Source organism: Sphingomonas sp. S2-65, from assembly GCF_021513175.1.
In the GTDB taxonomy this organism is placed as follows: Bacteria; Pseudomonadota; Alphaproteobacteria; order Sphingomonadales; family Sphingomonadaceae; genus Sphingomonas.
Map to the genome: position 1 here is coordinate 1,391,619 of NZ_CP090953.1, position 25,773 is coordinate 1,417,391.

The following is a 25,773-nucleotide window of genomic DNA, read 5'->3' on the forward strand; positions in this document are numbered from 1 at the left end:
GATTTCTTGTGCATAGCGCGGGCCACGGCTGCGCACCGGCGCAGTTGGAACGCCGCGACCGCTGAACTGTTCTGCTTCCGATTCCATTTTCAACGGAGGCTGACATGGCACAGACCACGGCGACGCGGGACAAGAACGGGCGCTTCAAGCCCACGTCCACCACCAAATCGAGCGGCGGCAAGAGCGCCAACGGCAATCTGGGCATGATGGCCGGTGCAGTGGCAGGCGGCGCGGCGCTTGGCCTGCTCGCCATGCTGGGCCGCAAGGCCGCGGTACAGGCGCCGACCGCGCTGGCAGGCAATTGGGATGACGCGCTCAAGGCCGAACACGCCGCGACGCTGAAGGTGTTCGATGCCATCGAGGCAACCGACGAGAAGTCGACGATCAAGCGCGGCATGCTGCTGTCGCACCTGAAGCACGCGCTGATGAAGCATGCAGTCGAAGAGGAAAACGTGATCTACCCCGCGCTGCGCGAGATCGGCCAGCGCGAGGGCGCCGACGAGCTCAACAAGGAGCACGGCTATGTGAAGCAGTATCTCTACGAGTTGGAGAACATGCCGAACAATTCGCCCGAGTGGATCGCCAAGGTCCGCGCGTTCCGCGCCGATATCGAGCACCACATGAAGGAAGAGGAAGAGAACCTGTTCCCGATGCTCCGCGCGCAGCTGTCCGAGGAAAAGAACAAGCAGCTGACCGCGACGATGAACAAGGAAGGCTTCAAGGTCGCCTGAGCCTTCGATCCTCCCTCGCCGCGAGCGGGGGAGGATTTCCGCTATCGGCGCAATGCGACGACGCGGCTTCGATCGGTTTCGGGCACCAGGCCCTCCAGCACTGCCCAAAATCCGCCTACCGCGCCTTGGCCGGCGCTGGAATAGGCAGCGGAGAGCTTCTCCCGGAGCGATTCGAACAACTGCCCCTCCAGCTCGGCACCCGCCGCCGTCAGCCGCAGCAGCCGCTGGCGCCGGTCACGGTCGCCGGTGCGGGTTTCCACCAGGCCGCGCTCGGACAGTTCGCCCAATACGCGCCCGAGCGACTGCTTGGTGATCGCCAGCAGCGCCAGCAGCTCGCTTACGGTCACGTCGGGCTTGCGTGCGATGAAATAGAGCGCGCGATGATGCGCGCGCCCCAGTCCCTGCTTGGCCAGCGCCGCATCGATCGACCGCGTCAGGTGCGCATAGCCGAAATAGAGCAACTCGACGCCTCGGCGGATCTCCGGCTCACGCAGGAACAGGGGAGAAGCGGGAATTGGGACAGCCATGTTGACCATCTTTGCCACCGCGCCTAGGCCTTCGCAACCCGATGCCACCGGCCTATGGATGCCTGCATGCAAGACACGACCATCCTGGATTTCGAGTTCGAGGCCCACGCACAGCCGGTGACGGAGGCGGACCGCACGGCCCTTCTCACCAATCCCGGCTTCGGCAAGATCTTCACCGATCATATGGTGGTCATCCGCTACTCGGCAGAGCGCGGCTGGCACGATGCGCGGGTCCAGCCGCGCGGGCCGATCCAGATCGACCCGGCCTGCGCCGTGCTGCATTATGCGCAGGAGATCTTCGAGGGGCTCAAGGCCTATCGCCTCCCCGATGGTGGCGCGGCACTGTTCCGCGCCGGAGAGAATGCGCGCCGGTTCCGGGAATCGGCCGAGCGGATGGCCATGGCGCCTCTTCCGGAGGAGATGTTCCTGTCGTCGATCCGCGAGTTGGTACGCGTCGACCGTGACTGGATCCCCGAAGGCGACGGCGCGTCGCTCTATCTGCGCCCCTTCATGTTCGCGAGCGAGACCTTCCTGGGCGTGAAGCCGGCCAGCGAATATCTCTACATGGTGATCGCATCGCCGGCAGGCGCCTATTTCAAGGGCGGCGCTCCGTCGGTGACGCTTTGGACCTCCGAGCATTATACGCGGGCGGCGCGCGGCGGTACCGGCGCGGCAAAGTGCGGCGGCAACTACGCCGCAAGCCTGATCGCCCAGGCCGAGGCGATCCGCGAAGGCTGCGACCAGGTGGTGTTCCTCGACGCGGTCGAGAACCGCTATGTCGAGGAGCTGGGCGGCATGAACGTGTTCTTCGTGTTCGAGGACGGATCGGTCCAGACCCCTCCGCTGGGCGGGACGATCCTGCCGGGGATCACGCGCAACTCGTTGCTGACGCTCGCCCGTGATGCCGGGATCGACGTGCGCGAGGCGCCGTACAGCATGCAGGACTGGCAGAAGGATGCCGAAAGCGGACGGCTGCGGGAGGCATTCGCCTGCGGCACCGCGGCAGTGGTCACGCCGATCGGCCGGGTGCGCGGCCGCGGCTTCGACTTCACCATCGGCAATGGCGGCCCTGGCCTGCTTACCGAACGGCTGCGCGGCGCGCTTACGGCAATTCAGCGCGGAACTGCGCCCGACCCGCATGGCTGGGTTGAACGTCTGTTCTAAGGGGCTATAAGCCCGCTTCCCGTTGGGGCGTCGCCAAGTGGTAAGGCACCGGTTTTTGGTACCGGCATTCGTAGGTTCGAATCCTGCCGCCCCAGCCATTCATAAAATATCGTTTGTTATCAGGTGCTTACCGATGGTGCTGTAGCATTCGATTGTAGCACTTATTGTAGCACCTCGCTGGAGTCGTCACGGCCAGATTCATGACGAAGGTTGCACATCGAAAAAGTGTAAATCGGAAGGCTCGCATTAGGGAGGCGAGGCGGCGACGGCGAGATCAGAAAATCTACCGTTTTCTGCGGTTGATGGTCGACTATGCCGAGAGCCTGCATCGGTCCGCAGGGCATCCAGTCGAGTACCTATCAGTATACCTTGGGAAAGAGGGAATCCCCCAGAGGACTCTGACTCCCTTTCCAATCACAGAGCAAGAAAACGGACGGCCTATGCCGCAATGGGATGATCTGTCCGATTGGATGAAGATCCAGGTGATGGCGCTCACCTATGACAAGGAGTTCCTGACCTTCAACATCCGCATCCACCCAAACCTTGAGGATAGGTGGGTGGCAGCCGCAGCGGATCCCCGCGCGAAGATGCGTGATCGGGTCCGCAGCGAGCTCGATAAGGCTGTAGGAACCGGTCGAGAGTTCTTCTTTATCATCGAGGGGTGGAGCAAAGACACGAATGGGCCGACATACCTTCATCTGCATGGTGGTGCGGCAATCCGGGCCGCCGGAGATCACGTCAAAGTAGAGGCGGCCGTTGCTCGAGCAGCTGGACACGGTCAGCGAGGTTTCTCAGCTGTCCCGCGCGCGATCCACTCTGCAATGTTCAGCACTCACCAAGCAGCGTACGCCACGTACTTACTTAAAGCAGCCCGGCGGCCAGATCCACGTCTCCCTGACCGCCGAATGGCCGTCTCGAACTCCATGACGCAGACCGCTCGGCTATTCTGGGAGAGCATCAGCAGGCCGGTCTCGGAGTGGCGTGAACCGACTTCAATTTGAGCGACTGACCGGGACTGGGTACTCGGGAAGAATAGCCCATGCTCCCTCTCACGAAGCCACCCGACACGGGTCATCGTATCTCTCATAGTCGTGTCACTGACCACGAGAGAGGTGATTGATGCGAGCTTTTCAGATTGAAGCGTATGACGGTTTCGAGGCGACGATATTTGCCAAGAACAGGGAGGAGGCATCACGCATCTTCCGTACGCATTATCAGACGTACATGGGCACCTACCCGGTGAAGCTCATGATAGCTCCGTACCGACGACTCAGGCTTGAGATGCCGCGCAGGCACCTTGCTGAGGCGAAGGCTCGCAAGATCAGCGGCGTCGGCTACCACGTTCCAGGGAGGGGCTGGGCAGTAATCGCCCCCGACCTTGTGGTGGTGCTGGTCCCCCAACCCGTAGGAAGCAGCGACCTTGGCTGAAGCGGGTTCATGTTGGGGAGCGCGGTCGAACCGACGAGTTCTCTCAGTCAACCTACAGATTCTCCCGGCTACAGAGGCAGGCCAGAAAACAGCTGGCTTCCGTTATGGAGCGGAGACAGGTAACGTTGACCAACCGTCCGGCAAATCTGCGCAAGGCCTATCAGCATCGAGAAGACGGTCGCCCTCGGTGCTGAATGCGCCGGGAGCTTATCGTATCAGTCGTAGGCCCTTCTTAGCACCAGGCCTGTAGCGCGCTTGGGATCAATAGCGCCGCGCAGAGAGTCGAGAAACTTGCCGCGAGAAAACTTGCGCTGAAGTGGCTTACCGGTAGGAGTAAGTCGCAGTGGCACAAGGTTGAGTGTCGGACCTCGGGTTGCTCAGTCTGCGGTAGCCAGCGATAAGGGCATTGTGAACACGACGCCGGAAGCTCTAGCCCGCAAGGTCATCGATGGGCAGCTCGCGGCAGCGGGATGGGTGGTGCAGGATCGCGCCGAATTGAACCGAACTGCATCGCTGGGCGTCGCGGTACGCGAGTTTCCATTGGCGACTGGTCCGTGCGACTATCTGCTGCTAGTTGCTGGCAAAGCCTGCGGAGTTATCGAGGCGAAGGCGGCGGGTACCACCCTGTCCGGCGTTGCCGAACAGGCGCGCGGATACCAGCCGCAACCGCAACAGCCACTCGCAAAGTGGAGCGACCCGTTGCGCTTCGACTACGAAGCTTCAGGGACGGAGATCCTGTTCGCGGATCGTGTCGATCCGCTACACCGCTCCAGGCATGTCTTTGCCTTCCACCGGCCGGAGACACTGCACGAGTGGCTGAAGGCGGGATCGTCGCTACGCGCACGGCTGACTGAGATGCCGGCGCTAGTATCCGACGGTCTGCGCGATTGCCAAGTCGAGGCGGTCGAGGGACTAGAGGCCTCGCTGGCCAGCGACCGACCGCGCGCGTTCGTGCGAATGGCGACGGGGGCGGGCAAGACCTTCACCGCCGCCACGCTCGCCTATCGCCTGCTCGCGCATGCCGATGCGCGGCGCATCCTGTTCCTGGTCGATCGCAACAATCTCGGGCGGCAGACGCTCAAGGAGTTCCAGACCTTTCGCCCGCCGGGCACCGGGCGGCTGTTTACCGAACTCTACAACGTCCAGCGGCTCGGTCCCGCGGGACTCGATGCCCCCGCCAAGGTCGTCATCTCGACTATCCAGCGCGTCTTTGCGCAGCTGACCGGCACCGACCTGTCCGAGGAGGACGAGGAAGCCAGCGATTTCGAACGCCGCTGGACCGCGCCGCCTAAGACCGTGACCTACAGCGCCACGCTCCCGCCCGAGACGTTCGACATCGTCGTGGTCGATGAATGTCACCGCTCGATCTATGGCAGCTGGCGCCAATTGCTCGACTATTTCGATGCGCAGATCATCGGGCTGACCGCCACGCCCACCGTGCAGACCGCCGCGTTCTTCGATGAGAATATCGTGGCCGACTACCCATATGAAAAATCGATCGCCGACGGCGTCAACGTGCCGTTCGACATCTACCGCATCAGGACCCAGATCGGCGAACATGGCGGGCGCGTCGAGAAGGGCTACACGCTCCCCGTCCGCGATCGTCATACCCGTGCCCAGACCTATCGCCTGCTCGACGACGACCTGACCTATACGCCGCAGGATCTCGATCGCAGCGTGATCGCGCAGAACCAGATCCGCACCGTGCTGGAGGCGTATCGCGACACGCTGTTCACCGAACTCTTCCCCGGCCGCACCGAAGTCCCCAAGACGCTGATCTTCGCGAAGGACGACAACCACGCCGAGGAGATCGTCCGCACCGTCCGCGAAGTGTTCGACCAGGGCAATGATTTCGCCAAGAAGATCACCTACAAGGTCGGCGCGAAATATGCCGAGACGGTGATTGCCGAGTTCCGCAACGCCTACAACCCGCGCATCGCCGTCACCGTCGACATGATCGCCACCGGCACCGACGTGAAGGCGATCGAGGCGCTGATCTTTCTGCGCGACGTGCGCTCGGCGGTGTATTTCGAGCAGATGCGCGGGCGCGGCGTGCGGACGATCGATTCAGCGACGCTCGCCACGATCACGCCCGACGCGCGCGTCAAGGACCGGTTCGTGCTGATCGACGCGGTCGGCGTCACCGACAGCCTGAAGACGCAGGCGATCCCGCTGGAACGCGAGCACGGTGTCGCATTCGACAAGCTTCTCGAACAGATCGCCAGCGGCCGCAGCGACGAGGATGCCGTCGCCACGCTGGCCGGTCGCCTCGCCAGGCTCAACCGCAAGCTCGACGATGCGGGCAAGGCACGGATCGAGGCGATCGCCGGCAAGCCCCTGACGGCGCTGGCGGGGGAGCTGGTCGATTCGATCAATGCCGACGCCATCGAGGATGCCGCGCGCCAGCGGCACGGCGCCACCGTGACCGACGCCGAGATCGAGGCCGTCGCCACCGAACGGCGCGAGGCGGCGCTGGCCGCCTATAACAACCCGGCGCTGCGCCGCGTGCTGATCGAGCTGAAAAAGGCGTCGGAGGTGATCATCGACGACATCAGCCGCGACGTCGTCATCTCGTCCGCGTGGGACGCGGGGCAGGCGACGACGATGACGACCGATTTCGGCCGCTTCCTCGACGAACACCGCAATGAACTGACCGCGCTGCGCATCCTCTACGGCCTGCCCGCCGCGACGAAGCGGCTGACCTATGACAGCCTGGTGGATCTGCGCGTCGCGATGATGCGGCCGCCCTGGCTGCTCGAGCCGCTCGCGCTGTGGAGCGCCTATCGCCGTCTGAGCGCCGACAAGGTGCGCGCCAACCCGGCAAAGACGCTGACCGACATCGTCGCGCTGGTGCGCTTCGCCATGGGGACGAGCGAGACGCTGATACCGCTGTCCTCGGACATGGCGGGCCGGTTCAACCTGTGGCTGGGCCGCGAACAGCGCGCCGGGCGCATCTATACGCAGGAGCAGCTCGGCTGGCTGGAGGCGATCCGCGACTATCTCGCCGCCAACATCGAGCTGACCACGGCCGACATCCAGGACCAGTTCGGCGCACGCGGCGGCATCCTCGGCGCACGCAGGGCTTTCGGTCCCCGACTCGATGTTCTACTCGACGAGCTTCAGGACGCGCTGGTGGCGTAAGTGGGGGCGCGTGAGATGGCGAAGCGGGTGACGGCGGACGGGCCGGTCGATGGTCCTTGGACGTTGCCAAAGGAATGGTATTGGGAGCGGTTGGGCTCGTTTGTCTCGAAGGGTGGTACTTCGGTTACGCCAGGTCGAACACCAGATGAAAAATTTCAGCTTTACAGTGTTCCTAGCCATCCAACCGGTCACCCAGAAAGTATCGTCGGTCGCGAGATAGGGTCGGCGAAGCAGGCCGTTGCCGCTAACGACATTCTACTCTGCAAGATCAACCCCAGAATCAATCGTGTATGGAAGGTAATTGATCACGACACTGGTCGCTTGATCGCTTCTACGGAATGGATTCGATTTGCTCCTGATGAGCGGGTGGAGCCCGATTATCTTCGCTATTTTCTGATGCGAGACGCAGTTCGTAACTACCTTGCAGCGAACGCTTCGGGTGTAGGGGGATCGCTAACCCGTGTTCGACCATCGGTGGTTGAACCCATTCCTTTCCCGCTGACCTCAAGGGACCAACAGCGTCGGGTCGTTACCCGTATCGACGAACTGTTCGCCGAGATCGACGATGGCGAAGCGGCGCTGGCGCGGGCGCGAGACGATCTGGCGACGTGGCGCAAGGCGCTGCTTAAGGCCGCCGTCACCGGCGAGCTGACGGCCGACTGGCGGACCGCCAATGCGTCCACCGAGACGGGCGCAGACCTTTCTGACCGCATTCTCGCGGAGCGGGCACGTCTTGCATCTAAACGTCTCGGCAAGCGGCGCGACAAAGCGCCAGAAGAGATCACGCCTGCGCAGCAACGGCTTCTATGGCCTGCCCCAGACGGCTGGACTTGGATGCAGCTGGGAGCTTTTTCTTTCGTCACAAAGCTGGCTGGCTTCGAATATACGAAGTTCGTTCGATATGACGACGACGGTGACCTGCGGGTAATTAAGGCGGAAAATGCCGGCCCGCACGGGTTTAAGGAGACGAACTATTCACGCGTTCGATCTTCCTCCGTGGCTGAACTGACGCGCTCGCGCTTGCATGGTGGCGAACTGCTCATGGTGTTCGTGGGGGCGGGAACCGGAAACGTCGCGACAGTGCCAGAGGGTGAGGACTTTTTCCTAGGACCGAACATCGGCATGATGCGGGTGGAAACTGACACCGTCTCGCCTCGCTTCGTTGAGCTGTTCCTCAGATCGCCAGTCGGGAAGGCCCTCGCGACTGCAGCGATGAAGGCTGTAGCTCAGCCATCGCTCTCGATGGGGACGATCCGCCAAATACCGGTGCTGCTGCCGCCTGCGGCGGAACAGGGAGAAATATTGCGCCGGGTGGAACAGGCCCTGACAGCTGCTGCCGATTGTGGAACTGACGTTCGCAACCAGCAAAGCGCCGCCGCCACCCTCCGCCAATCCATTCTTGCCGCCGCCTTCCGTGGAGAACTCGCATGAACGAACAGGCGCTGGTCGCGAAGGTGTGGAACTACGCGCACGTCCTGCGCGACGACGGCGTGTCCTATGGCGACTATCTTGGCCAAATCAGCTTTCTGCTGTTTCTCAAGATGGACAAGGAGCGCACCGACGCGCTGGGCGAGGCCTCTGCGTTGCCGGCCGATGCCAACTGGGACACGCTGGCGGGTCGCGCGGGCGAGGATCTCGAGCGGACCTATCGCCGCATCCTCGACACACTGTCGAAGCGCACCGACATAGTCGGCACGCTGTTCCTGAAGGCCGAGAACAAGATCGGCGATCCGGCCAAGCTCCAGCGGCTGGTGACGCTGATCGGCGCCGAGACGTGGATGGGCCTCAACGTCGACGTGAAGGGCACGATCTACGAAGGGCTGCTGGAGCGTAACGCGGGCGAGGTGAAGTCAGGCGCTGGCCAGTATTTCACGCCGCGTCCCCTGATCGAAGTCATCACCCAGCTCGTCGATCCCGAGCCGGACGACACCGTCCACGATCCCGCGGTCGGCACCGGCGGCTTCCTGCTCGCCGCCTACGACCATATGAAGGCAAAGCCCGCTGCCAAGGACCGGCGGGTCGCCGCCGCGCTGCGCGCCGACAAGCTGTCGGGCACTGACATCGTCGCCGAGGTGGTGCGGCTGTGCGCGATGAACCTCTACCTGCACGGAATCGGCGGCGCGACTTCACCGGTGCAGCAGAAGGACGCGCTGCTCGATCGCGGCGACAAGGCATTCGACGTCATCCTGACCAACCCGCCCTTCGGCAAGCGCCAGTCGTTCCGCATTGTCCGCGAGGATGGCGGGATTGACAGCGAGCGCCAGGATTATGTCCGCGACGATTTCACCGTCACCACGGGCAACAAGCAGCTGAACTTCCTCCAGCACATCATGTCGATCCTGAAGGTCGGCGGCAGTGCGGCCGTCGTGATGCCGGACAATGTTCTATTTGAAGGCGGTGCAGGCGAGACGCTGCGCAAGCGACTGCTCGAGGAGTTCGACTTTCACACTCTGCTGCGGCTTCCGACCGGCATCTTCTACAGCCAGGGAGTGAAGGCCAACGTACTATTCTTCGACCGCGCTACGCCCGGCACAGGCATCGCAACCCGCGCCCTGTGGGTATACGATCTGCGCACGAACCAGCGCTTCACCCTGCGCGAGCGCCCGCTGAAGCGGGCGGACCTCGACGATTTCGTAGTGAGCTACGGCTCCAAATACGGGCGCGCTAAGCGGGCAGAAACCGGGCACTTTCGGCGCTTCGAATACGAGGAACTTGTAAAGCGCGACAAGTTGAACCTCGACCTGTTCTGGCTGAAGGACGCCAGCGCCACCGACCCGGACACGCTGCCCCCTCCCGCCGAGATCGCCGCAGAGATCGTCGACAGCCTGGAGACAGCATTGGAGAAGTTTCGGAGCGTCGCCGCTAAGCTAAGTCCGCAGACCTGACCGCGCGCTCCCTGAACGGCATTCGAAAAGATGGAGTGGTGGGGAGGAATCGAACCTCCCCCTTCGGCGTCTCTCGGCTCAGATCGACCTGTTCCCGCTGAAGCCATTGCTAACGTGTATCGCGCCCCCAACCAGGGACCACAGCGCCGTGCGCGTTACCACGTTCACAAAGCTACGTAGTGTTTCCATCTTCACCTCCATCGAGAACTTGAGGGCCGTTAGGCTGATCTCAAGGGACATGGACTCTGTCAGGAGCACGACACACGCAACAATGGCCTTCAGAGGTTCGCTCAGTAACCCTAACGCCGAACTGAAGTGGTCATCTAAATGGGCGATCCCTTTGCGCCGTTCAAGGGAGCGTCTCACTCGAGTATACTCTTTCGAGGCAAATTTGTCGGACAGCTGTTCTCCGCGTGGAGTGTCTCATTTGGGGTGATAATGGCGTTGTGAGACGACACTCATTGTTGGTCTAGAACCTAATGAGACAGGTGTAGGATGTTGGTGGTTACGTTCGGGTCGGTTCAGTGGGTCAGTCGCTTGACGCGCAGCTCAAAGCGCTGGCGGAAGCTGGATGCGAAAAGGTGTTTTCAGAGGAGCGAAGCGGGACCAGTACACTGGGACGCCAAGAGCTCGAGCATGCGCTCTCTTTCGTGCGAGAAGGCGATGCACTGGTGGTGACGCGTCTCGACGGTCTCGCGCGTTCTGCTGCTGATCTGCATGCTATCGTAAAGCGCCTGACCGAGTGAGGAGTGGCGTTCCGGTGCTTGCAACAATTGGGCATGGATACAGCCACGGGCACGGGCAAGCTATTGCTGAGGGTACTGGCGTCTATCGCAGAGTTCGAGGCCGACATCCACCGGGAGCGTCAGCGCGAAGGGATCGACCGGGCGAAAGCCAATGGTGTCTATCGCGGCCGCAAGCCATCGATTGATCTCGCCGCCGTGCGTTCTCTGCGAAACGAGGGCATTGGACCATCGGAGATCGCAAAGCGCCTCGGAATTGGGCGCGCGAGCGTTTATCGCGTGTTGCGTGGCTGAACATCTCAGGAAGTCAGAGTGTTCTAGCAGAGGTCCTAGTGATGATGTCAAGCGCTTACCCGGATGCCGCCTATCCGCCGGCGGTTCCAACACTCTGACCCATCCACAGCCGATGACAGCACTCCGATCTACCAGGTGCCGGGAGTGTCTCGACACCTTTACCCTTCCAGAGCCGCTAGGGTACGAGGCCCAGCGTGGGTGCCCGAGACCTTCTCCCGGCTGAGGCGCCGGAATCAGGCTTGCTTACCCTTCCATAGGAGAGATTTGCATGGCTGACGTGCCTGCTTGGGTTCTTGTGCTCAACACCGCTCTTGCGGGTGGGCTTGGGTTTGGCGGCGCCTGGGTGGGGACGTTGACGCAGCGTCAGACCCGTCGCGAGGACGCCAAACGTGCGGACGCAGCGCTCATGCGAGACAAGGCGGGCGAGATCTTCACGGAGATGCGGGCCATCGAAGGTCAAGCGTTCGTCGCGGTCATGGATATGGTCAAGCTGTCGGCCGGGCTCGACGAGGATCAATCCGTCGGGAGTATGCCGCGGCTGGACACTCTCTACGCGCTGGTCGCCGTCTACTACCCCTCCATGCTGCCGATCCTTGATGCCCATGCGGAGACCGACGAACGCCATAGGAAAGAGGCGGTTGCGACCTTCCTACGCGGAAAGGATGGCGTCGAACCTACCCTAGCCTACAAGTTGCAGATCAACGCAGGCGCTCGCACCGCCCTCCTAGAGACGCTCGAAGCCATCCGAGCACAGCTCGTGATCGAGGTTCAGAAGTTCGTCCCTACGCCCGGATGACTGGCCATCGATTAGCAGGGGGCGCGATCTCAGGGTGTGGTGCTTCCGCTGCGCGCGTGGTGAGCGGTTCGACGCAATCATCTGGCAAGTGTTTGAAGCTCGGAGCTAGTCCATGCAGCTACCGGAGGCCAGGCGTTGCGTCATGTGCAGAGGATGCCGGTCGTCAGACGCTGTTCTGATCGTGCCTGCGATACGGCCGAAGAAGGATCACTCGTCACCGTCATGGACTAAATCGTGGGTAACTTCCATGTCGTGCGCTCCGCGCAGAATCGGAAGAAGTGACTAGCCGCCTTGATCGTCTCGGTTGGACTTAGGCTTGCCGAAAAACTCTATAGTTGGGCGAGGTACGATCATGTCTGTGATGTCGCGACTCCCAAAGTTCGTCATGACCTTGTAAGCGGCTCGATAGCGATCTTCATGATCTACAATTTTCGCCGGCATTGAGTGAATAAGACCGGCAGGTAGCTCACCGCCATCGTGATCGATAATGAACGGGTCAAACAGGTCCACCAGATCATCCAGGCTGAGCTCTCCGTTGACAGCATCATAGACCGCTTGCGACATAGTGCGAACGTCTGGAGCGTCGAAGGTGTATCCGTTGTTTCGGAGGAAGAGCTCCATGCCGATCAGAGCCACGCGCTTATTGCCCTGAATGAACGCGTGCGCCTCTGCGATCGCCAGTAGCGTCATGCAGGCGAGGACAATAATGTCATCCTCGCCATAAGCATGAGCGTTGATAGGACGCCCACATGCAGCCTCAAGCGCACCTGGAATCGCAATCATGTGCGGCTCACCAGTGCGCTCTACGATGCCTTTGTTGAGGGCGACCAGCTCAGGCGGCAGTAGCCAGACTGGCTCTTGGCTCATTCAGCCAAGTGGGCCATTACCGTTGGGAAGCGGTCGTGCATCTCTGCAACCAGTTGCACAGGATCGACACGCTTGCCGTTACCGCGAGCGACACGCTTCATGCGACGCTTTACGGGAGCATCGGTGAGGATGTAGCGAGTTGCCATTCCGTGCTCCTCCTGTTGCAGGTGTGCACACCTGTGTGATGACGGTTGTGTCAATATATCGAGTTAGACAACACTCGAGTCAAGAATTGATTGATAAAGTCAAAAAAGTCAGCGCGTCTGACTCAGGCCGGACACGTTTCGTCCTGTTGCGCACGCTTCGTATGAGAGCCACAGAATCACACCTGAGTGAGGCGCCGGCGAGCAGCCAAGAGCCGCTGCGCCATCAAGCGGCTGAACGCGTCCAGCAGGAGCTGAGTAGACGCGCAATCGAACTCCCCCCATCTCAAGCGAACCTCACGTGTCTCGATCACAAGCCAAGGCCGACACTGGCAACATCGCTGACGCGAGGCTGGTTCGCCTTCATGGCCGTGCAACCCAGGAGTGCGTGTCCATACACGAACCCTGCGCAGCGCGTCCTGGCTGCCAGGCTATGAGGAAGCCAAGCGTACCGCGAGCGGGAATGAGGGTGTATCGGAAACCACCGATTACGTGCCACTTACCCGACATGTATCGGAATATAGGTTGACGATAGTTCCGATACGCTGCTACTTACGAGCCACACTTTCGATACAGGAGTCGTTCGCATGGCCCGCACGTTCGCATACTGCCGCGTCAGCACCGCTGATCAGACCACCGAGAACCAAGTGCGGGAGATTGATGCAGCGGGGTTCAAGGTCGAACCTAAGCGCGTCATCACCGAGACTGTCTCAGGTTCCGTTGCAGCGATGGAGCGCAAGGGTTTCGCTAAGCTGGTAGATCGACTTGAGGACGGTGACGTTCTGATCGTCACTAAGCTGGATCGCCTAGGCCGCAATGCCATGGACGTTCGTGCGACTGTGGAGGCGTTGGCAGCGCAAGGTGTAAGGGTGCACTGCCTTGCCCTTGGCGGGGTAGATCTCACTAGCGCAGCTGGGAAGATGACAATGGGCGTGCTGTCGGCGGTCGCTGAGTTCGAGCGGGACCTGCTGATCGAACGGACACAAGCTGGCCTTTCGCGTGCCAAGGCAGAGGGTAAGGCATTGGGTCGTCCTTCTGCACTCAATATGGAACAGAAGCAGCTCGTGATTGCCAGCCGCAGAGAGGGTGTATCTCTCGGAGCATTGGCGAAGCAGTTTGGCGTTAGCCGTGCGGCGATTCAGCGAATCGAGAAGCAGACTTAGGTAGTCTAAGGATCAGGTAGGAACGGTATAGTCAATATGTCATACCTCAATCGCGACTAAAGGATGGGGCAAGCGCCCATTGATCCCAAATTAGTTGCCGCTCTCGGTTCAGGGCTGAATTTCATGCTAAATTTCGCCAGATTGCTACTTACAGTTGGTGCGGCGATCCGATAGCTTGTCACCCTGTCAACGTTGAAGGTAGCTCTATGCCGGGGTTCGGTCTCGACAAGCCGATAGTGACTAAGATGGTCAACGACTTAGACGTTGCACACGTCCGTCAGGACCAATTTTCAGATTTTTTCATTCTGCCGCAGTTGGATGCGATTTATGCACACTGCGCAGACAAGCTGAAACAATCCGTTGCGACTAAGCTGAATGCCAGTAGTTACGGACCGAAACCACCGATTGAGCTAGAGGTCCCGAAGTCGCTTCGTGTTTCGGCAAAAAGCGCATCGATAATTGGTCCGAACTATTTCCGACCAGGTACTGTGCTATACCCAGAAGACAGGATATTATATCATTTTATTGCGCAGGTGGCCGCGCCTGTAGTCGAAGCAGCTATGGATCGAACACGGGTTTTCAGCCACAAACCTTTGTCCATCGCGGGAGCAGGTTTCGAGCAGGCTGCAACCCAGTGGGAGTCGCTGAAATCGAAATTCGAAAAATCTGTGAAAACGGGCAAATATACAATCGCGCTGAAGAGCGACGTTGCCCAGTACTTTACCAGCATAAATCAGCACGAATTAGTTAATCAGCTCGAACATCAAGGGCTCTCCCCTGAAATGGTCAAGTTTACCGAAAAGTTTTTGACGGGACTGACCCTTGATAGAAGCTCCAGGGGACTTCCGCAGGGGATATATGGGTCTGACCTGCTCGGAAACAGCTATCTTGCTGGTATAGACGAGTTTATCTCAGATCAGGGCTTCGTTCACTTTCGCTATGTTGACGACATTTACATTCTATTTCAAACGGCAGAAGACTTTAAGTCTTTCTTTCCTGAGTATGTAAAACGCCTTCGGGAATATGATTTAGCGCTGAACGAAAGCAAAACGTTTGCTACTGCGCCGGCTAAGCTTCTCCGTGAAGAGACCGAGCTAGATAAAGCTATTCAAGCAGCTAAAGAGGAGGCAGCCGAGAAGCTTACTGACTATGAAGTCACGGTAACTGAAAGCGGACCTTACGGCGACACCGTAGAAGACATCCTCGAACTGTCACCTGATGAAGAGGAGGTGGAGCTCGAAGCAACGAAAGCGGTGTTCGAAAAGCTAGACGACTTCAGTGGGGAAGAACGACACCGGGCTGAAAGCTTTTGCCTGAGCTTCTTTCGAAGAGCTAATGACCCTATTGCCATCCCCTATGTCGCGAAGCGGTGGGCGCGTAATCCAGATCGGGCTAGAGAATACGCGTTGTACCTCAATCGCTTTGCTCATGAAAAAAAGCACGCAAAGATCATCGATAAGATGATCTATAGCAGTGCTGAAACGATGATAGACTATCAATGGGCTTGGGCGGCATTTGTGATGCGAAGAATGGTTAGTGTATCGTCAGAGCTACTCACTGCCACTTTTGAACTGAGTAAGGATGCTTCTAAAAACGAAGTAGTGCGGTCTCTGTTGGTTTATCCTGTTTGCGCTCATGGGTCAGCGCCGCGAAAGAAGCACGTCCGAGACCATTACAGCACGAGCCCTCTGCTAGTTCAATTAGCCATCATCCATTGCGGCAGTCACTTCACTAGCGGTGAGCGGAGCGCGCTGATGGCCACGGCTCAAGGTCATGGAGAACTGCAAGCGATGATGTGCGATGCATTCAAAGCTGAGCAGAAGGCTGCCGCTTCTGCCTGAAGCCGTAGACTTCACGAAAGCGAGCGGAGCGCGACCGACCTCTCCCCAGGCGCTTAGAAGGACAGGCCAGAAATCATCTCATGGGCCTCTATTTTCAACCCTCTCGCCAACGGCGCTGGGAGTGTCCCTTCTACCTCACACGGTGCGAGCGCCACGCCGCAGGGCAGTTTCGTTCTACGTGACAATTGCGGCCTGACCGACACGGGGAAAGAAGATGCTGAACCGAACCTCGCCTCTGCGGGTTGAAATAAACCCGTGGACCTTAGACCACACATTGACGGAGGTGATGCAGCTCCGTGGTGCTTACGTCGCCGCAATGGGAACGGTGGAGACGATCTTAACCGAGCTGGCGATACGCGCCTCAAAGCACGAGACCTACGTCGGGCTACGCGATCGCTTTCCGTCTCGACGTACCCATCGGCTCAAGTATCTCGAAAACCTATGTGACGCATCCGGCCCGCTGACTGAGCACCGAATGCTCATACTCGGCATTATCCGGCGGTTCAGCGATGGTCTGGCTCTCCGTGACATTCTTGCCCACGGTCGAATGCAGGTGCTTACCGGACCAGGGGACGATGCGAGTATCCAATTGGAAGATTACAGCGTGGCAGGCGAGTTCATCCAGTTCCGCCGAGACCAGTACACGCTAAAGACACTCCGTGCTCGGGTGTACAGCACTACGCGGCTGAGCCGCTGTGTCGACTCGCTATACGCGCGGTTGGGCGAACTGTTGCCGCCCGTTCACGGAGAGTACCAGGGGACCACATCCATACCCTGATGAAGGGCACAGCCCGACTGTCAATTTATCTGTCAACAATCCAGCCCATGCGAATAGCTAAGGCTATGTTTTTGCTGGGCTTTCTCATGTTGGTCGGGGAGGCAGGATTCGAAAGAGCAGTAGGGGTCAAGCTGCGGGATGTGGGACGTCGATACGGGGATATTCAATCAATGCGATAATCTCGGCGCGTCTTACCATTGCGATGCCGTCGGGATTGTAGACCTTGTAGGTGAAGCCGCGTTCGTGGCCAAATATCTGTGCCCAATCGTTTTCCGGTACTCCGGCACGCTCCATAATTCGGGTAACATTCTTGCGAAACGAGTGGAACGTCTTCGTATCGTCGTCGAACCCTTTCATCATCTTGAACCGGGAAAACTCTCGGCTTGCGTCGGCGCCCGGCTTCTTGCCAGGGCCTTCAGGGTTGAAAGTGGGCCACAGCCGGTCACCCTGAGCGCCACGATCTCGCGATAACAACCAGCGCAGTTCGGAGTGCACCGGGATCTTGCGGTTACCGGCCGGTGTCTTCGAGTCTTCGACTTGGAAGTAGTGGACAACCTGCCCACCTTCGTTGCTCTCGCGGACCTGGCCCCAGGTCAACGAAGCAGCTTCGTCCATTCGCATGCCGGTGAACATGCCCACCAAGATGACCTCCAGAAGGTCTTGGCGTTTGGGACGTGGATCAAGCAGGCGTCGAAGTTCGTCATCCTCCCAAGCCACGTATGGCTTCACGTTAACGCCTGCGCGGAGCTTCTTGTGGAAGCCTTCGAAGGGATTTTCACCCTCGCAGTGCCCGCGCTTCTTGGACCAGAGCCAGAGCTCTTGAAGCACTTGGAGGTGGCGGTTCATGGTACCATCCGAGAGACCTCTGTCGCGGTTACCGTAGCGCTCGATCAACTTTGACCACGGCAGTTTCCGACCATCTGGCGACCGAGCCCAGTTCGGATCGAGCAATCGCACTGTGTCAAAGAAGGTGGCGGCGTCCTCGTGACGAACCAGTCGAATGGACTGGTCGTCGAAGAAGCCGCTGAACAGCCCAAAAGTGGCGCGCTTCTGCTGCTCGGTATTCGTGACCTTCCCACTGCTGCGGCCCGCCAGCCATTGCTTCATGAACTGGTCGACGAGCTCCGAGAAGGGCACGTCTCTGCGGCGGGCCGTGGGCACTCCATTGGCGAGAGCATGTCGAACGACTTCGGTGGTGGGCCGAGGATCAATCTCGCCTTCGTCGGCCCGGATACTGACGTCTCTTGCATCAAGCACAGCCGTGGCTGCATCGCGGGCGAGTTGACGGAACCAAAACGCGCTCCGATCGACCTCTTGGCCTCGGTTCGACAGCATGCGCTCGATTGGACCTTCAAACCGGTCGAGCTGACCGGCACGCACCTCCCGGTTCATTTCACGAAGTTCGGTCCGGCGTTTTGCGAGGCTTTCAAAGTGAGCGGCGCGATCCGCCTTAAAGGCTGCATTATCGCGTACCTCAAGCTCGCGTGAGACCTGTTCGTAGACTGCGCGGATGATTGCCTGCTTCAAATGTTCTGAAGGCTCGCTGGCAATCGACGAGCTAGTAGAGATCTCCAGAGGATGCACCGCTTCCCCTCGCCGCAGAGATGCCCATTGCTCTTCAAGTGAGTCGAGGAGCGCGATCGCCTTGGTGGTGGCAGCGCGATCATCAGTTGTCCCAAGCGACTTAGTGACAACGTCGCGCCCGAACGCCGCTTGAACATCGCTAGGTACATGCTTCCGAAACTGCCACATCGCAGAGTTCGGTCGCTTGAACATATAGCTTGTGAGTACGGTTGCTGTAGCAGTCATAGCAGCAGTCGATTGTAGCACCGATATTCGACTGTCAACCAGCGTAAGGCTCCCCAGAAGAACAGCGTTATAGCAGCTTCGAATCCTGCCGCCCCAGCCAACGGGTTCTTCAAAGCGCCGACAAATGCGTCAGCGGCGTGCGGCGTCCGCCATTTCCGCGTTGCGGCGCGCGGCCGCTGCCAGCGTGTCGCGCAGCAGCCGCTTCAACGAATCTTCGTGATCCAGCACCTTCAGCCCCTCGCGGGTGGAGCCGCCCGGACTGGCGACGCGGTCGGCGAGTATCGCGGGAGAGTCATCGGCCTGGGCGGCGAGCAGCCCTGCCCCCTCTACCGTCGCCAGCGCGAGCCGCTGCGACTGATCTGCGGGTAAGCCGAGCGCGGCACCGGCGGCGGCAAGCGCGTCTATGAAACGGTACACGAAACCCGGGCCGCTTCCGGCGAGCGCGGTGACCGCGTCGAACAGCGCCTCATCGTTGATCCATTCGGCGAGGCCAAGCGGCGCCATCAGCGCGTCAATCGCCTGCGTGCGGGCGCCGTGCAGCGCGACGACTCCCTTTCCGAGCGCAACAGGCAGGTTGGGCATGGCGCGGATGATCGGGTAGCCGGGAAACTGGCTTTGGAGTGTCGCGGTGTCGACGCCGGCCAGAATGGAGATGAGGGGAGGCAAATCGCCCATTTCGCTGCCACCTCGCTCCTGCCGTAGCGACAGGGAGGTGGGTAGCTGGGGGATCGCGTCCAGCTGCTGCGGTTTGACCCCCAGCAGGAGGAAGGCAGGTGGCGCCGCATCGCTTGGAAAGGCCCTGCCCTGCCGCACGCCGGCGGGTAGATCGCGATCCTGGCGGTTGACTACGAAGACGGCCTCAGCGGCCAACGTGCCGGTTTCGAGCCAGCGGCGAAGCATCGCCCCGGCCATGTTGCCGCACCCGACCAGCCACATGCCAGCCGGCATGTCGCCACTCATGCCTCGCCCTGAGTCTCGATGAGCGCGGAGGCGAGCGCCTCTGCTGGCGTCTTGCCGCCCCACAGCACGAACTGGAAGACCGGATAAAACCGCTCGCACTCGTCGATCGCGCTCTCGATCAGCAGCTCGGCCTGATCGAGAGTCAGCGAGGGTTCGCCCGACCCGTCGATCATCGCGGCATGCCGGAACAACAGGATGCCGCTGGCCGACCACAGCTCGAAGTGGCCGATCCAGAGCTGTTCGTTGACCAGGCCGATCGCCTCATAGATCGCTGCGCGCCGCTCGTCCGCAACGCGCACATCCGGGAAGGCGAGGAACTGGAGCACGCCGTCGTCTTCGCGCCAGATCGCGCGAAGCTCGTACTCGGTCCAGCTACCCTTGACCTTGGCGACAATCTCTTCGTCCTCGCGCTGGTGCGTCCAGCCATGCGCGGCGAAGTAATTCTCCAGCATGTCGATCGGCGCCGCATCGTCGCGGTCGAACTCCGCCTCATCCAGCATCAGGTCCTCCACGCGCCGGCATTGGCGGAACGGATTCCTGCCAATGCTGCCTCGAGGGCACAAGCCGAGGGTTCGTGCCTGAGCCGAAAAGCTGTGGACAAGGCGGCGGCGCTATCGGTCAAGCGTTGCCCTGCGGCGTAGTACCAACGCTGGCGGTCCCGAGCTGGGCTTCGAGCGCGGCGATGCGTGCTTTCAGAACATCGGCCTCGTCACGCGCGGCTGCGGCCATGGCCTTCACAGCCTCGAACTCGTCGCGCGCCACGAAATCGAGGCCGCCGATCCACTCGCGCGCGCGGTCACGCGCAGCGGACTCGGTCTCGCGCGCCATCCCGGCGACGGTACCCGCCGCGCCGTTCACGAACTTCACGAAATCGTCGAACAGGCGGTTGTCGGTCTGCATCTTCAAATTCCTAAAAGCTATCGGATCTCAATTTGGTCGGTCATGCGCGAAGGTACAAGAGTTTGCGCATCCGGATTGAGCACATGGATCTGGAAGAGCAGCGCGAACGCGAAGCAGATCCAGGCGAGATAGGGCAGCAGCAGCAGCCCGGCTGTGCGGCGCACCTGCCAGAACAGCGCGATGGTGATGGCGACCAAGACGATCAGCGCGCCGATGATCACCAGCGCCGGGACGACGAGGTGCATGCCGAAGAACACCGGGGTCCAGGCGAGATTGAGCATCAACTGGATCCCGAAGACGATCAACGCCGGGACGCGCTTGCGTGAGCCGCGGGCGTTGATGACGATGGCGAGCGCCAATCCCATCAGGATGTAGAGGATGCTCCACGCGACCGGGAAGGCCCAGCCCGGCGGCATGATCGCGGGCTTGTCGAGCGCCATGAACCAGGCGTTCTCGTCGCCGCTTGGCGCCGCGCGGCCCGAGGCAAAGCCCAGTAGCAGGATCAGCGGGACGGTGACGATGGCCCAGCGAAAATAAGCGAGACGCAACTGACCCTTGGACGCGAGTTCACGCAAAACCGTATCTCCCCTTTTTCCAGGCGCACCCTTGCGGAAGACGGTTAGTATAGAGTTTCGCAATCGTGAAAAGATTTCAGGCCGGGCGCGTCGCCCCGATCAGGAACTCGACATTGCCCTCTGGCCCGGTGATCGGGCTCTGAGTGACGCCGAGTACTTCCCATTGGATCGAGCGCAGCCAGTCGGCGACTTCGGCGCAGACGCGTTCGTGGACGGCGGGATCGCGGACGACGCCGCCCTTCCCCACTTCCTCGCGGCCGGCCTCGAACTGGGGCTTGATCAGCGCGGCGAGACGCGCGCCGGGGCGCGTGAAGCGGAGCGGCACGTCGAGCACCTTGGCCAGGCCGATGAAGCTGGCGTCGCACACCACCAGGTCGACCGGCTCGGGAATGTGCGCGTCGGTGAGGATGCGGGCGCTGGTCTGTTCGTGGACGATCACGCGCGGATCCTGGCGCAGCTTCCAGGCGAGCTGGTTGGTGCCGCTGTCGACCGCATAGACCTTGGCCGCGCCGCGGCTGAGCAGCACGTCGGTGAAGCCGCCGGTCGACGAGCCGACATCGATCGCCACCGCGCCATCGACGCTCCATCCGAAATGGTCGAGGGCATGCGCAAGCTTGATGCCGCCGCGCGACACCCAGGGGTGATCGCGGCCGCGAACGTCGAGCACGACGCTCTCGTTGACGCCGAAGCCGGGCTTTTCGACCTTGCGGTCGCCGATGAAGACCAGGCCGGCCATCACCAGCGCCTGGGCGCGGCTGCGGCTTTCGGCGAGGCCGCGATCGACGAGCATCTGGTCTACGCGCTGCTTGGCCATGGCCGCGTTTAGGCGCGGCGCGCGCCGAGTTGCAACCGCAACGGAGCAGAGCCCCCGGCCGACACCGCAAAAGCCTGTTGCAATGTAGGATTTCAACGGCTTCATGGGTCGTCGGGATGCAACGGGGGAGGCAGATCGATGACGCCAAGTTCGGCATGCACGGCACTGATCGAGCAATTCGAAGGCTGTGCCAAGCGACAGGATGACGGCGGCTTCGCGGCCTATCCGGACCCGGGGAGCGGCGGCGATCCCTGGACGATCGGATGGGGATCGACCGGCGCGGACATCGTGCCCGGCCTGGTGTGGACCCAGCAGCAATGCGACGCGCGGCTGGCGCAGGACGTGACGCGGTTCGCCGCGCGGGTTTCCGCCGCGATCGGCGACGCACCGACCACCCAGCCCCAATTCGATGCGATGCTGAGCTTCGCCTACAATGTCGGCGTCGCCAACCTCGAGTCGAGCACGCTGCTCAGGCTCCACAAGGCGGGCGATTACCGAGGCGCGCAGGCGCAATTCGGCCATTGGGACCGGGCGCACGGCAAGGTGATGCCGGGGCTGGAACGCCGCCGCGCCGCCGAAGCGGCGCTTTACGCCAGCTGAGAATTGCGACGCATGGACAGGCCGTCGCACCCGCGCGGCGGCCCATCGCAAGGCCATTGTCTACTTAGCTGATGGGAATTACAAAGAGGATCCGGCCATCTCCTCCCGCAGGAGCGGAAACATGACGATCTTCAGTCCGTTTGACGAACATTCGCCGATCATCCTCACCGTCCCCGGGCTCGGTGGCTCGGGCCCCTCGCACTGGCAGACGCTGTGGGAGCAATCCCGCCCCGACACGGTCCGAGTCGAACTGGGCATGTGGGACACCCCGCACCGCAACAGCTGGGTAACGAAGCTGGACCAGGCGATCCGCGGCGCGCAGGCACCGGTGGTGCTGGCGGCGCACAGCCTGGGCTGCCTGGCCGTCGCGTGGTGGGCCTCGCTCTCGCCCCAGCCGTTCGGCTGGCCGGTCGCCGGGGCGCTGCTGGTGGCGCCGGCGGATGTGGACAAGCCGGACGTGCGGCCCGAGCTCGCCGCCTTCCAGCCCTCACCCAGCGCGCCGCTGCCCTTCCCTTCGATCGTGGTCGCGAGCAGCGACGATCCGTGGATCTCGCCCGACAAGGCGCAGTCGCTGGCAAAGGGCTGGGGCAGCGTCTTCGTCGATGCCGGTCCACAGGGGCATTTGAACGCCGCCAGCGGCATCGGCTGGTGGGAGGAAGGCCAGGCGCTGCTCGACCGCGTGCTGGATGCCGCATCGGACCGCGACGGATGGCCCCATTCGGCGGCGGATGCGCGGTCGGTGCTGGCGGTCAACGCCACCGATGCGGCGCATGCCCATTATCTGGGTGCCGGACGGTGACGCCCGGTTCGGACTGCCGCGCCGATACGACAAATCGGCGCAGCCCGGTTGGAATACGGCCGCAAAAGCCTAAATAGGTTAAGCGGGCGTGGCCGAGTGGCGTACCCTAGAGCGTCACTCGGCCTACCCGTATCGGCTCCGGAGCGGGAAGAGAGCCGGCACCATCGATACCCTGTCGATCTCACGCGATCCTAGCTCGCGTCCCTGCCCTTCTCACATCGCCGCCGATCGGTTCCGCGCAGGCACCAGGGTCCTCACGCCGCCGTCCTGACTTCGGCGTACCCGGCCGGCATCGCCAATGCGCGGCAATTTGCGAATGTTATATTGTACCTTCCAGATGCGTGGCCTATATGCCGGCCATGACGTTGAGTCTCCCGCTTGCCCGCCTTTGGGGCGGCATCGATGCACGCTTCGATCGCCTGGCGATCGGGCTGAGCGGGTTGTGCCTGGTACACTGCGTGGCGACCACCGTCCTGCTCACTGTCATCTCCTCCGCCGGCGCGCTGGTGCATCCCACGATTCACGAGATCGGGCTGATGCTGGCGATCGGCATGGGCATCCTGACGCTGGGCCGCGGCATCGTCAGCCATGGCTATATGATGCCGGCAGTGGTCGGTGCGTTCGGCCTCGGCATCATGGCGGGCGCGCTGAGCATCCCGCATGGCGGGTTCGAGACGTTCTGGACGCTGATGGGCGTCAGCCTGGTGGCGCTGGGCCACGACCTGAACCGGCGTGCGACCTACTAGGCTGGGGACGGCTGGCGGCCAGCTGCTGGCGGCTAGCTGGAAGCAGCGGCGAACGAGACACTCGGCCTTGAGATTCGACTAAAGTCGTACCGCCTTCGTCTCTGCAAGGCGGTCAAGCCAGGCCTGGGCTTGTTTGGGCTCACCCATGGCTTCCGGCCCCACTGGGCCGCGCGATGCGACGAACTCCTGGTGGAGAACGTATGGCGGCAATCCCAGCTGGTCTCGTGCCTCGTCGATAGCTTCGCCAAGCGCGTTCAGATCGTCGACGACGGGCGCTGCCGCGGCGCGCATCGCACGATCGCCCTTGTGATCGAAAAGTCCCCATTTACCCGCTGCCGTCGTTCGCAAGGCCGCAACGAGCGCCTCGCCATATTCCGATTCCAGTTCCGCCCTGCGAGCGTCGAGGCGAGCAAGTCGATCAGCCTTTGCCATGGCCGACCTCTAGATCGCCGCATCGGCGCACGCAATTGCGGGGCGCCGGCAGCTTGCCGAGGATGCTCACTCTCGCGCGGTGACCGAAACAGCGACCGCACGGGGGATCCAGAAATCGTCCACTGAGGGTTGGTGGCAACGCCACGCCTCCGCTATTCCGACAACCATGAACGACAAGAGCACCCTGGAGCGCGCGCTGGAACTCGCACGGCAGAGCAACTGCCGCACCGTCGAGGAGATCCGACGCACCCTTAAACTGGAAGGCTATTCCAACATCGAGCAGCACCTGCTGGGCGCCTCGATCAAGAAGCAGCTCAACGCCGCAATCTCCGCCCGATCAGTGGGTAACGCAGCCGGGGCGTAGGTGAATGTGGAGAGGAGGCCGGCGGGAAGTGGGGAGGAAGCGGAATGGCGGCTTTCGGGCGCGGAGGCGTCCTTAGTCGCGCGACTTCGAGGGGTATAAGCGCGTCAAAGTTCGTTTCAACAACTTCTCGCGCGCTTCAAAATCCCGTTCCTCATGTATGAAAAACCGGTCACCATCTCGCCAGAGCAAAACAGTGTACACCCTGCCGATACTTCCCGATCCAAAAATAAGGTAACATGTGTTTGGAGTCGCTATATCATAGAATGGCCTGACATCGCCCTTGTACACTCTGAGCGGTACTATTCGAGCCACGTCATCTTTACCCTCAACAGCTCGGACGACCGTTCCTGTGATTGCAGTCACCTCGGCTCTTTTTAGCTGCTCCTTAATGCTGGACACCTGCTTACGCACACTTGGTGTCGGACCTGGACGACAAGCGATGGCGTGCGGGACACACAAGCAGAGCAAGGAAGTCCCGAAGACCGAGCCGATCCAAAACTGCGAGACCGATCGAAGCATGCGAAAGATCGTGCATGGCGGCGCCGTCGTCGTCAACTCCGCCCGTTTGGTGGCGGAAGCAGGCAGTATCTGTCGGAGGGTTCGCCGGCGCTTCTGCGTGGACGCCTCTCGATCTGTCTAGTGCTAGAACAGCAATCGCGACTTGCTGGTGGGTCGCCCTTTAGACGGAGGCCAGCTTGCGGCGGGGCCTTCGGAGGCTTAAATCAGGGTATGCACGCGCACGATCATCATGAGCATCACGGCAGCGACCTGACCCGCGCGGCGCAATCCACGCTGGAGAAATCGGGCGAGCAGTGGACGTCGATGCGCGAGCGCGTGTTCGAGGCGCTGGCGGGGTTCGCCAAGCCGGCATCGGCCTATGACATCGCCGAGGCGGTGTCGAAGGCCGAGGGGCGCCGAGTCGCGGCCAACAGCGTGTACCGCATCCTGGACCTGTTCGTCGGCGCGAACCTGGCGCGGCGCGTGGAGAGCGCGAACGCCTATGTCGCCAACGCGCATCCGGACTGCCTGCACGACTGCATCTTCCTGGTGTGCGACAGCTGCGGGCAGACCACGCATATCGACGACGACTCGATCACCCGCAACGTGCGCTCGGCTGCTACGGGCGCGGGATTCGCGCCGGTGCGCCCGGTGATCGAAGTGCGCGGCAAGTGCGGGGACTGCCAGTAACGCGCTTGCGCCGGGCGGCTGAGCTGCACGCGTTCTGCACCACGCAAGCATTCGACACCTGCGAATGGCTGGAGTAACAGGGGCC

Annotated in this window: 26 protein-coding genes, 1 tRNA gene and 1 pseudogene; 18 read left to right on the plus strand and 10 right to left on the minus strand. The window is 61.4% G+C overall.

All coding sequences use genetic code 11. The features are described 5' to 3' along the window. Positions 1 to 104: 104 nt before the first annotated feature. On the plus strand, positions 105 to 731 hold the full coding sequence (locus LZ586_RS06510) for a hemerythrin domain-containing protein (protein WP_235078877.1): 627 nt from the start codon (positions 105 to 107) through the stop codon (positions 729 to 731). Positions 732 to 772: 41 nt separating this feature from the next. Here LZ586_RS06510 and LZ586_RS06515 read toward each other — a convergent pair whose 3' ends face one another. Continuing rightward, positions 773 to 1,258, minus strand: a complete 486-nt coding sequence (locus LZ586_RS06515; protein ID WP_235078878.1) for a MarR family transcriptional regulator — start codon at positions 1,256 to 1,258, stop codon at positions 773 to 775. Between the two features lie 66 nt (positions 1,259 to 1,324). On the opposite strand from LZ586_RS06515, the gene LZ586_RS06520 reads away from it, so the two are divergent. The 10 genes and pseudogenes from LZ586_RS06520 to LZ586_RS06565 all read left to right on the plus strand — a co-directional run bounded on the left by LZ586_RS06520 (position 1,325) and on the right by LZ586_RS06565 (position 11,709). Further along, positions 1,325 to 2,422, plus strand: coding sequence for a branched-chain amino acid aminotransferase (locus LZ586_RS06520; protein ID WP_235078879.1), 1,098 nt, complete (start codon positions 1,325 to 1,327; stop codon positions 2,420 to 2,422). Between the two features lie 23 nt (positions 2,423 to 2,445). Further along, positions 2,446 to 2,520: transfer RNA gene (locus tag LZ586_RS06525), tRNA-Gln, on the plus strand. Positions 2,521 to 2,862: 342 nt separating this feature from the next. After that, positions 2,863 to 3,423, plus strand: a complete 561-nt coding sequence (locus tag LZ586_RS06530) for a hypothetical protein (RefSeq protein ID WP_235078881.1) — start codon at positions 2,863 to 2,865, stop codon at positions 3,421 to 3,423. A gap of 118 nt (positions 3,424 to 3,541) precedes the next feature. Next, positions 3,542 to 3,850, plus strand: coding sequence for a hypothetical protein (locus LZ586_RS06535; RefSeq protein ID WP_235078882.1), 309 nt, complete (start codon positions 3,542 to 3,544; stop codon positions 3,848 to 3,850). A 408-nt stretch (positions 3,851 to 4,258) separates the two neighbouring features. Continuing rightward, a complete protein-coding gene (locus LZ586_RS06540; RefSeq protein ID WP_235078883.1) occupies positions 4,259 to 6,991 on the plus strand; it encodes a DEAD/DEAH box helicase family protein in 2,733 nt (910 codons plus the stop codon). A 15-nt stretch (positions 6,992 to 7,006) separates the two neighbouring features. Then, a complete protein-coding gene (locus LZ586_RS06545) occupies positions 7,007 to 8,422 on the plus strand; it encodes a hypothetical protein (RefSeq protein WP_235078885.1) in 1,416 nt (471 codons plus the stop codon). Next, positions 8,419 to 9,876, plus strand: a complete 1,458-nt coding sequence (locus tag LZ586_RS06550; protein ID WP_235078887.1) for a class I SAM-dependent DNA methyltransferase — start codon at positions 8,419 to 8,421, stop codon at positions 9,874 to 9,876. The genes LZ586_RS06545 and LZ586_RS06550 overlap by 4 nt, the downstream gene beginning before the upstream one ends. A 515-nt stretch (positions 9,877 to 10,391) precedes the next feature. Further along, positions 10,392 to 10,769 (plus strand): annotated as a pseudogene (locus LZ586_RS06555) (recombinase family protein); the annotation flags it as partial. Continuing rightward, a complete protein-coding gene (locus tag LZ586_RS18265) occupies positions 10,755 to 10,913 on the plus strand; it encodes a helix-turn-helix domain-containing protein (protein ID WP_413777330.1) in 159 nt (52 codons plus the stop codon). The pseudogene LZ586_RS06555 and the gene LZ586_RS18265, both read left to right, overlap by 15 nt. Before the next feature lie 268 nt (positions 10,914 to 11,181). Further along, positions 11,182 to 11,709, plus strand: a complete 528-nt coding sequence (locus LZ586_RS06565; RefSeq protein WP_235078888.1) for a hypothetical protein — start codon at positions 11,182 to 11,184, stop codon at positions 11,707 to 11,709. Positions 11,710 to 11,991: 282 nt separating this feature from the next. Here LZ586_RS06565 and LZ586_RS06570 read toward each other — a convergent pair whose 3' ends face one another. Further along, the gene (locus LZ586_RS06570; RefSeq protein WP_235078890.1) at positions 11,992 to 12,576 is read right to left on the minus strand and encodes a type II toxin-antitoxin system death-on-curing family toxin; all 585 of its coding nucleotides are present in this window, start codon (positions 12,574 to 12,576) and stop codon (positions 11,992 to 11,994) included. Next, complete coding sequence (locus tag LZ586_RS06575; protein ID WP_235078892.1) at positions 12,573 to 12,722, minus strand: hypothetical protein; 150 nt, start codon at positions 12,720 to 12,722, stop codon at positions 12,573 to 12,575. Before LZ586_RS06575 ends, LZ586_RS06570 begins: the two co-directional genes overlap by 4 nt. 584 nt (positions 12,723 to 13,306) lie before the next feature. Here LZ586_RS06575 and LZ586_RS06580 point away from each other — a divergent pair. Next, positions 13,307 to 13,882, plus strand: a complete 576-nt coding sequence (locus LZ586_RS06580; protein WP_235078895.1) for a recombinase family protein — start codon at positions 13,307 to 13,309, stop codon at positions 13,880 to 13,882. Positions 13,883 to 14,088: 206 nt separating this feature from the next. Then, positions 14,089 to 15,723: an RNA-directed DNA polymerase gene (locus LZ586_RS06585; RefSeq protein WP_235078896.1), complete on the plus strand. Its 1,635-nt coding sequence runs from the start codon at positions 14,089 to 14,091 to the stop codon at positions 15,721 to 15,723. 904 nt (positions 15,724 to 16,627) lie between these two features. Here the strand turns inward: LZ586_RS06585 and LZ586_RS06590 are convergent. From LZ586_RS06590 to LZ586_RS06615, 6 genes are all read right to left on the minus strand, one after another. Next, entirely contained in the window at positions 16,628 to 18,310 is a 1,683-nt protein-coding gene (locus LZ586_RS06590) for a DUF6538 domain-containing protein (RefSeq protein ID WP_235078898.1), read from the minus strand. Between the two features lie 129 nt (positions 18,311 to 18,439). After that, entirely contained in the window at positions 18,440 to 19,258 is an 819-nt protein-coding gene (locus LZ586_RS06595; protein ID WP_235078900.1) for a pyrroline-5-carboxylate reductase family protein, read from the minus strand. A gap of 8 nt (positions 19,259 to 19,266) precedes the next feature. After that, the gene (locus tag LZ586_RS06600) at positions 19,267 to 19,770 is read right to left on the minus strand and encodes a YbjN domain-containing protein (protein ID WP_235078901.1); all 504 of its coding nucleotides are present in this window, start codon (positions 19,768 to 19,770) and stop codon (positions 19,267 to 19,269) included. A gap of 118 nt (positions 19,771 to 19,888) precedes the next feature. Further along, positions 19,889 to 20,170: an accessory factor UbiK family protein gene (locus LZ586_RS06605; RefSeq protein WP_235078903.1), complete on the minus strand. Its 282-nt coding sequence runs from the start codon at positions 20,168 to 20,170 to the stop codon at positions 19,889 to 19,891. A gap of 17 nt (positions 20,171 to 20,187) precedes the next feature. Further along, entirely contained in the window at positions 20,188 to 20,745 is a 558-nt protein-coding gene (locus LZ586_RS06610; protein WP_235078904.1) for a TspO/MBR family protein, read from the minus strand. 76 nt (positions 20,746 to 20,821) lie between these two features. Continuing rightward, positions 20,822 to 21,559, minus strand: a complete 738-nt coding sequence (locus LZ586_RS06615; protein WP_235078906.1) for a TlyA family RNA methyltransferase — start codon at positions 21,557 to 21,559, stop codon at positions 20,822 to 20,824. 138 nt (positions 21,560 to 21,697) lie between these two features. Between LZ586_RS06615 and LZ586_RS06620 the strand changes: the two genes are divergently transcribed. The 3 genes from LZ586_RS06620 to LZ586_RS06630 all read left to right on the plus strand — a co-directional run bounded on the left by LZ586_RS06620 (position 21,698) and on the right by LZ586_RS06630 (position 23,704). After that, positions 21,698 to 22,159, plus strand: coding sequence for a lysozyme (locus LZ586_RS06620; protein WP_235078907.1), 462 nt, complete (start codon positions 21,698 to 21,700; stop codon positions 22,157 to 22,159). Positions 22,160 to 22,280: 121 nt separating this feature from the next. Continuing rightward, positions 22,281 to 22,958: an RBBP9/YdeN family alpha/beta hydrolase gene (locus LZ586_RS06625; protein WP_235078912.1), complete on the plus strand. Its 678-nt coding sequence runs from the start codon at positions 22,281 to 22,283 to the stop codon at positions 22,956 to 22,958. A 359-nt stretch (positions 22,959 to 23,317) separates the two neighbouring features. Further along, the gene (locus LZ586_RS06630) at positions 23,318 to 23,704 is read left to right on the plus strand and encodes a MerC domain-containing protein (protein WP_235078913.1); all 387 of its coding nucleotides are present in this window, start codon (positions 23,318 to 23,320) and stop codon (positions 23,702 to 23,704) included. A 78-nt stretch (positions 23,705 to 23,782) separates the two neighbouring features. On the opposite strand, the gene LZ586_RS06635 is transcribed toward LZ586_RS06630, so the two are convergent. Beyond that, complete coding sequence (locus LZ586_RS06635) at positions 23,783 to 24,136, minus strand: hypothetical protein (RefSeq protein WP_235078914.1); 354 nt, start codon at positions 24,134 to 24,136, stop codon at positions 23,783 to 23,785. A gap of 166 nt (positions 24,137 to 24,302) precedes the next feature. Between LZ586_RS06635 and LZ586_RS06640 the strand changes: the two genes are divergently transcribed. Further along, positions 24,303 to 24,500, plus strand: coding sequence for a hypothetical protein (locus LZ586_RS06640; RefSeq protein ID WP_235078921.1), 198 nt, complete (start codon positions 24,303 to 24,305; stop codon positions 24,498 to 24,500). A gap of 729 nt (positions 24,501 to 25,229) precedes the next feature. After that, complete coding sequence (locus LZ586_RS06645; protein WP_235078922.1) at positions 25,230 to 25,688, plus strand: Fur family transcriptional regulator; 459 nt, start codon at positions 25,230 to 25,232, stop codon at positions 25,686 to 25,688. The last annotated feature ends 85 nt before the right edge of the window (positions 25,689 to 25,773 follow it).